The organism is Aphanizomenon sp. UHCC 0183 (genome assembly GCF_009712065.1).
Taxonomy (GTDB): Bacteria; Cyanobacteriota; Cyanobacteriia; order Cyanobacteriales; family Nostocaceae; genus Dolichospermum; species Dolichospermum heterosporum.
This window is the reverse complement of sequence record NZ_VILC01000038.1, coordinates 61651-68516: the sequence shown is the minus strand read 5'-3', so window position 1 is coordinate 68516 and position 6866 is coordinate 61651. Positions and strand designations below refer to the sequence as shown.

At 39.8% G+C, this 6866-nt stretch carries 4 protein-coding genes and 1 pseudogene; 2 read left to right on the top strand and 3 right to left on the bottom strand.

Translation table 11 applies throughout. The features are described 5' to 3' along the window. Positions 1–2770: pseudogene (locus tag FJR37_RS14760) on the top strand (hypothetical protein); the annotation flags it as partial. 886 nt (positions 2771–3656) lie between these two features. Here FJR37_RS14760 and FJR37_RS14755 read toward each other — a convergent pair. Both FJR37_RS14755 and apcB read right to left on the bottom strand, forming a co-directional pair. Further along, positions 3657–3872 carry a helix-turn-helix domain-containing protein gene (locus FJR37_RS14755; protein WP_174763397.1) on the bottom strand — a complete coding sequence of 72 codons (216 nt, stop codon included), beginning with the start codon at positions 3870–3872 and terminating at the stop codon, positions 3657–3659. A 110-nt stretch (positions 3873–3982) separates the two neighbouring features. Next, positions 3983–4492 (bottom strand): allophycocyanin subunit beta, encoded by a 510-nt coding sequence (apcB, locus tag FJR37_RS14750; RefSeq protein ID WP_039200544.1) that lies wholly within the window; start codon positions 4490–4492, stop codon positions 3983–3985. Between the two features lie 374 nt (positions 4493–4866). Between apcB and glnA the strand changes: the two genes are divergently transcribed. After that, on the top strand, positions 4867–6282 hold the full coding sequence (glnA, locus tag FJR37_RS14745; RefSeq protein ID WP_168466364.1) for a type I glutamate--ammonia ligase: 1416 nt from the start codon (positions 4867–4869) through the stop codon (positions 6280–6282). A gap of 215 nt (positions 6283–6497) precedes the next feature. Here glnA and FJR37_RS14740 read toward each other — a convergent pair whose 3' ends face one another. Continuing rightward, positions 6498–6698: a hypothetical protein gene (locus FJR37_RS14740; protein ID WP_168466363.1), complete on the bottom strand. Its 201-nt coding sequence runs from the start codon at positions 6696–6698 to the stop codon at positions 6498–6500. Positions 6699–6866: the final 168 nt, after the last annotated feature.

The window sequence follows — 6866 nt, the reverse complement described above, 5'->3', positions numbered from 1 at the left end:
TTCTGAGGCGGAAATATTGCCAATTAATATGGCTACAGAATTGTTACAGAATCAATCACAATCTGCTAAAGATTTACAGTTAACAAATACTGATGAAGTAGATGAACTTTATGCAAGTTTCTTTAATACTGAAATTTCCTCATCGTTAAATTTCTCCTTTTCTCCTGATCTGAAATTTAGGGAAAATGAAAGTTTACCCATTGCGGCTGAAGAGGTCAGTAATAATTTATCAGCACTGGAAATTAACAGTTCAACATTTTCTAGTATAGCTGACACTGCTATGTTAGCAGAACCAAAAGACGATGATGAGAATCACGAGCCACAAACAATAATTGCTCCTGCGCCCACAGAAATTAAAGTCCCATTTTTGCCAGAAGAAAAAGAAGTAGTAGGACAACTTCAAAAAGAACCAAATCCTGTTGATACAATTACAGTTTTAACTGATTTATTAGTGGATACTAGTAATGAAATATTACCGTCAGAAGTTATCAATCAATTAGATAATGCAGACACAGAAACAGAAAATCAGCAGTTAGTATTGAATAACTTTGTTGCTGCTTCTGCTGAGGAAAATTTGCTGTCTGTATTAGATAATGATGTTTCGGAAATACCAGAAATTGTTTTAGATGCCAAGCGGTTGCAACAATTAGATCAAGATTTAGCTAATTTTGATCAACCATTAAATTATGCTGGAGAATCTATAACTAAGTTAGATTCTACCAGTCAAGTTGATAGTGTAAATATAGTTTCGGATCAGGAAGTAGATTTAAGTTTAACAACTCAGACAGATGTAGAGGCTGAACCAGAAGATGTTAAGCAATCTCCACTCACTGAGGAGCAATCTCCAACTACCAATAATCAAACATCAATTCACCATGAAGAAGAGAATAATCTGATTTCTAATGATACTTTGGATGCCAGTTGGTATTTAGGAATTGATATTGGGACGACGGGAATTTCTGCGGCTTTATTAAATCGCTCTCAATTGATAGTTTATCCAATTTATTGGTCAGCCGAAAGTCAAGTTGATGGTTCTAATTTTCAGCAATCATTCCGGTTACCCGCAGAAGTTTATTTACCTACTAATTCAGGTTCTCATCAGGGGAAAAGTGGAGAATCAGATTTTTCCCCTCATCTTTATTCAGCACAGTTAAAGCCTTATTTGCAAATAGCAGTTCCCTATCAGCAAGAACGGCAAAAATGGGAGCCGATGTTGCAATTGAACGAGTTTTCCGCAGGTCCGTTAATTTGGGTAGTGCGATCGCTTTCTAAGTTATTATCAACTCTCCGGTCTATTCAAACCAGTACCACACCGGCTTTAATTGCTAATGCTGTGGGCATGAATACAGCGACTTTTTCAGGAGTAATTAAGAATATCGCGGGTGTTATCTGTACTTGTCCTTCCAGTTGGAATGAACAATATCGTTTTAATGTGCGGGAAGCGATTGTCACCAGTGAACTTGTTTCTCATCCCCAACAAATCTTGTTTGTCGAGGAAGCGATCGCCAGTTTGCTGCCAGAATTAGACAGTGCTAATGGTCAATCTATCCAAATTAGCGAAAATCAAGGTTTACGCCCTTTAAAAACCAGTGATTATCCCCTATTAGGTAACACTTTAGCCATTAATATTGGCGCAACGCAAGTAGAAATGACCTTGGTAGATATACCAGCAAATCTGGAAAAACTGACATACAAAGACTTCATGCTGCACAATTTTGCCTACTCTGGCAAAGGCATTGAACAGGACATTATTTGTCAATTACTACTACCACCAAAATCCCGCCAACCCCGTCAACCCGGGCAATCTCATCATGAACCAACCAACACAAATCCTTGGCATTGGCAACCTTCGATTCCAGGTTTAGACCAAATGCAATTTTCTAACTTGGGTTTAGAAGCCTTATCATTACCCAAAGTTGGTGAACCAGACACAGAAGCGCGAATTCGTCTCCAACAACGCCTAGAAAGTTCCCTCCTGGGACAAGCTTTATTAGATGCAGCCTTAGCGTTGAAATTGATTTTACAGCACCAAGAAACCTTTACCCTAGAATTTGCCGACCAATGTTGGGTATTACAGCGCCGAGACCTGGAAAGTCAAGTCTTTGTTCCCTTTGTCCGTCGTCTCAATCGAGAACTTAACAAATTATTAGTAGCTCGTGGTATTCCCACCGAAGCCATTAATCAAGCCGTCCTCAGTGGTGGTGTAGCTTCCGTTGGCACAATTAACCGTTGGTTACGGCAAAAACTGCCTAATGCCAAAATTATTCAAGACTTATACCTGGGTGAAAATGGCACTCCCAATTGTAGTCGCGTGGCATTAGGTTTAACTATGTTACCTTTGCATCCCCAAGTTTTAGACATACCCAAACAACAATACACAGATTATTTCCTGTTTTCTGAACTGCTAAAACTACTACCCAATCGTTCTTTATCCTTTGGTGAAGTCTTACACTTATTTGAAAGTCGTGGTATTAATACCCGCATCTGTCAACAGCGATTATTAGCTTTCTTAGAAGGTGAACTACCACTGGGCTTAATTCCTGGGACTTCAGATCACCTTTGGCTTACCCATCACTCTCAGGAAAACCTCGATTATAAAGCGATTGAGTCCCTGAAAACAGGCATAAACTCTCCACCACTATTTGAAAAACAAGGCAATCTTTCCTATCGTCCCAATCTTCAACAAGTCCAGTTATTACTGCGTTATTTAGATGCCATCAAATCCAGTACCGTACAATCACTAGAAGAACCATATAGTTACCTACTTTAATCACCAAATTTAATTAGAGAACTTCACAAAAAAGATAATCCAATCTTGTGGGATGGGCATACTATGGCTAACGCTACGCTATCGACAAGCTCAGCACAAGTCTTGCCCGTCCTAGCAACGCATTTGTTGAGTTATGGCTAACGCCACACTAACATCAAATAACCTAAACATAATAGGACTTACGCAAGTGTCACACTAAAAAATCTGTTGTAGGGTGCGTCAGATATCAACAATTTGGTTATTTACATGATTTATACTGTCTGACGCACCCTACCAATGTGCCAGTTGCGTAAGTCCTGCATAATAATCCTGTATATCCTGATCATAAAATAACCCTGGCAGCGATCGCACCTACCAATGCCAACAATAATAGAATCAGCAGCCAAGACCTTTTCTGTAGCAACAAAATTTATCTATTATCCAGTAATATAGAATATATTACTCAAACAAACATCCTGTAAGTAGTGAGACAGAATTAATTACACAATGTTATTGCGTAAGCGTTGCGTGGCGTTGGCCATATGGAACGAAGTGAAATGAAGCAATTCCAAGGGTTGTGATTGCTTCCCTTCGCTCGCAATGACTGTAAATATTTTGCATAACCTATCCTTATGTCCCACGACAATTTCAGAGATTTGATTTTGGGCAACTTGAGTCATTAATTTAAGAAAGTTTTTCCGCTTCCAGTTCATACCACTAGCAACATCCTTGACGACTCGACATCCTGGGTAAGTTTTGCCTAAAAATTCTATTTGTGTGTCAAGGTCTAAGTAGGTTGGCGTTGAAAATTGTCGTTATGGCAAGGCAAGAGGCAAGAGGCAAGAGGCAAGAGTGAAGAGGGTTTGGGCGATTTTACGTTTCTTTACACAGTTTGGTTTTATTGTGTTCACCTACTTAACAACTGGGTTTTTGTGCTGACACGGGCGTAAAGAACCCGCTCTTTATCCGTTGGAACTGTTTTGATAAAGGCTGACTCTGGATATCTCCGGTGTCCCCCAGGAGAACGGATACATTCTATTTTCCCTAAGTCAGCCCATTCTGCCGTTGTCTTAGGGTGATAGCCAAATTGTTTGTAAACTTGTTCTGGGGTTAGGTATTTCATCTTTCGGTTAAATACGATTAACCCCAGTATACTACGTTATTTTGAGATTAGAGAGTTTGGCGGACTTTGATTGTGTAGTTCCGCGATTTCTAATCGCCAAAATTTAGATATTAAACATCAATCTCACTCAATTCACGAGTGATATAGTCAAAAGGCTCGTCAACAAAAGCAGTATTAGCAACACCAGCAGCCTCCACCTGTTCCTTAACGATACCCTTCATAATTTGGATACCTTGAACAGTTGAACCAATGGGTACACCCAAGGAATTGTAAGTTTCCCTGAGTCCTTGTAATACACGCTCATCCAAAACATTCATATTACCAGCCACTAGTGCATAGGTAGCATAGCGCAGATAATAGTCCATATCCCGTAAACAAGCCGCAAAGCGACGAGTTGTGTAAGCATTACCACCAGGACGAATTAATTCTGGTAGTTCTTCAAATAACTTTGCCCCAGCTTGTTTGACAATTGCGGCTGCATTGGAATTAATTGCGGCTGCGGCTTGGACTCTAGCTGTTCCACTATCAAAGTATGATTTGAGACTATCAATGGCATTCCGGTCAAAATAACGTCCGGTTACGTCATAATTCTTAATTAAAGTTGTAACGGCATCACGCATTCTTTTTTCTCCCAATCATTTAGTTATCTATGATTTGATATTAATTTGGCTGCAATTACGCACCAACAAGATTTCGCGCCAATTCATATAAAATAGACCCTGGCACAAAAACTATCCATCTGCTATCTAAGGATTTTATGCCAAAGTTGACCCATGATCATGAATTTTCTAGTTTTGTACAAATTAAAAAAGAAAGGTTAACATAACCTGTAATCCAGGCAATCTGTAACAAACACGACAAAATCAGGTCAAGTTAACTATTTACGATATTCCAGGTAGTGTATGAAAACTTGGGTTAGCGTAACAAGGTGAGGATGCTTGGGCAGACTCTGGGTTTATATTAGGTAATTGGCTACATCAGGAGTAAAGTAAAAATGACAACCCCAAAAGAAATCTTGAAAAAGATTCAAGACGAAAAAATTCAGATGATTGATCTGAAATTCATTGATACTCTGGGAACTTGGCAACATTTGACCATGTACCAAGACCAGATTGATGAAAGTTCATTCTCTGATGGTGTTCCCTTCGATGGTTCTAGTATTCGGGGTTGGAAAGGCATCGAAGAATCTGACATGACAATGGTACTCGATCCCAACACCGCTTGGATTGACCCGTTCATGAAAGAGCCAACTCTAAGTATCATTTGTAGTATTAAAGAACCTCGGACTGGCCAATGGTACAACCGTTGCCCTCGCGTTATTGCTCAAAAAGCAATAGATTATCTAGCTTCCACCGGACTTGGTGACACAGCTTTCTTCGGTCCTGAAGCTGAATTCTTCATCTTTGATGATGTCCGCTATGACCAAACCACCAACTCTGGTTACTACTACGTAGATTCCGTAGAAGGTCGTTGGAATACTGGTAGAGAAGAAAGTCCTAACCTTGGTTACAAAACCCGCGTTAAAGAAGGTTATTTCCCAGTTCCTCCCACTGACAGCTTTCAAGATATGCGGACAGAAATGCTGCTAACAATGAAAGATTGTGGCGTACCCATTGAAAAGCAACACCATGAAGTTGCCACAGGTGGTCAGTGCGAACTTGGGTTCAAATTTGGTAAGTTAATTGAAGCTGCTGACTGGTTGATGACTTACAAATATGTGATCAAAAACGTTGCCAGAAAATATGGCAAAACCGTCACCTTCATGCCCAAACCCATTTTTGGTGATAACGGTTCTGGTATGCACTGTCACCAGTCTATTTGGAAAAATGGTCAACCTCTATTTGCGGGTGACAAGTACGCTGGCATGAGCGAAATGGGACTTTACTACATTGGTGGTATTCTCAAACACGCTCCAGCATTGTTGGCAATCACTAACCCCACCACCAACTCCTACAAACGCCTCGTACCTGGTTATGAAGCACCGGTAAACTTAGCCTATTCCCAAGGTAATCGTTCTGCTTCTGTGCGGATTCCTCTTTCTGGAGACAACCCCAAAGCCAAGCGTTTAGAATTCCGTTGTCCAGACGCTACTTCTAACCCTTACTTGGCTTTTGCGGCAATGCTTTGTGCTGGTATTGATGGTATCAAAAACAAAATTCATCCTGGTGAACCCCTAGATAAGAATATCTATGAACTTTCTCCAGAGGAATTGTCTAAGATTCCTTCTACTCCTGGTTCTTTAGAATTGGCTTTGGAAGCTTTGGAAAATGATCACGCTTTCTTGACTGAAAGTGGCGTTTTCTCTGAAGACTTTATCCAAAATTGGATTGACTACAAGGTTGCTAACGAAGTTAAGCAAATGCAATTGCGTCCACATCCTTATGAATTCTTCCTATATTACGATTGCTAATTGCAACTGGTAGTACAAGTAGTAAGAATTCACCGAGTCAGGAGTCAGGAGTCAGAATAATTGTAAAATTGCCGAATCAACAGATTTGAGATTTTCAGTAAAATTATCTCTCTTGATAGTACAAGTCATATTTATCCCGACTTGGATCATTCTGTATTCTGAATCATTACGTAATTTTTTTAGCCACCTTCTTTAGGTGGCTTTTTTTTGCATATTCAACTCATAGCCGCTTGGCTGCGTCCATACAGGGTTTGAGTGGCAGGGTCCATTTTGCCTTGGATGGGATTCCAGTAGTGAGATATTTCTTCATGCAAGCCAAGTTCTTGTGCAGCCCGCATTAGCATGGATTGTTGACGGTTTTTAGCTTGCTGATGCTGACGTACCATAATTTGACGGGCTTTTTCTTGAATAGACATAACACTACGCTCCTTTTAAGTTTATTGATTTAGTGACAGACAATCTTTTATCTTTTCATTTATTAAAGTAACAAACATTCTGTAGTTTACGCTACAAAATGATATTTTTGTCATAAAAGTTTACAAAATTGGTCAGTTGTCAGTCGCAAAAGAATATTTCTCTCCCCT

Coding starts and splice junctions, on each gene's coding strand:
- apcB (WP_039200544.1), bottom strand. CDS start 4,492: ATGCGTGATGCCGTTACAACTTTAATTAAGAATTATGACGTAACCGGA.
- FJR37_RS14755 (WP_174763397.1), bottom strand. CDS start 3,872: ATGAAATACCTAACCCCAGAACAAGTTTACAAACAATTTGGCTATCAC.
- glnA (WP_168466364.1), top strand. CDS start 4,867: ATGACAACCCCAAAAGAAATCTTGAAAAAGATTCAAGACGAAAAAATT.
- FJR37_RS14740 (WP_168466363.1), bottom strand. CDS start 6,698: ATGTCTATTCAAGAAAAAGCCCGTCAAATTATGGTACGTCAGCATCAG.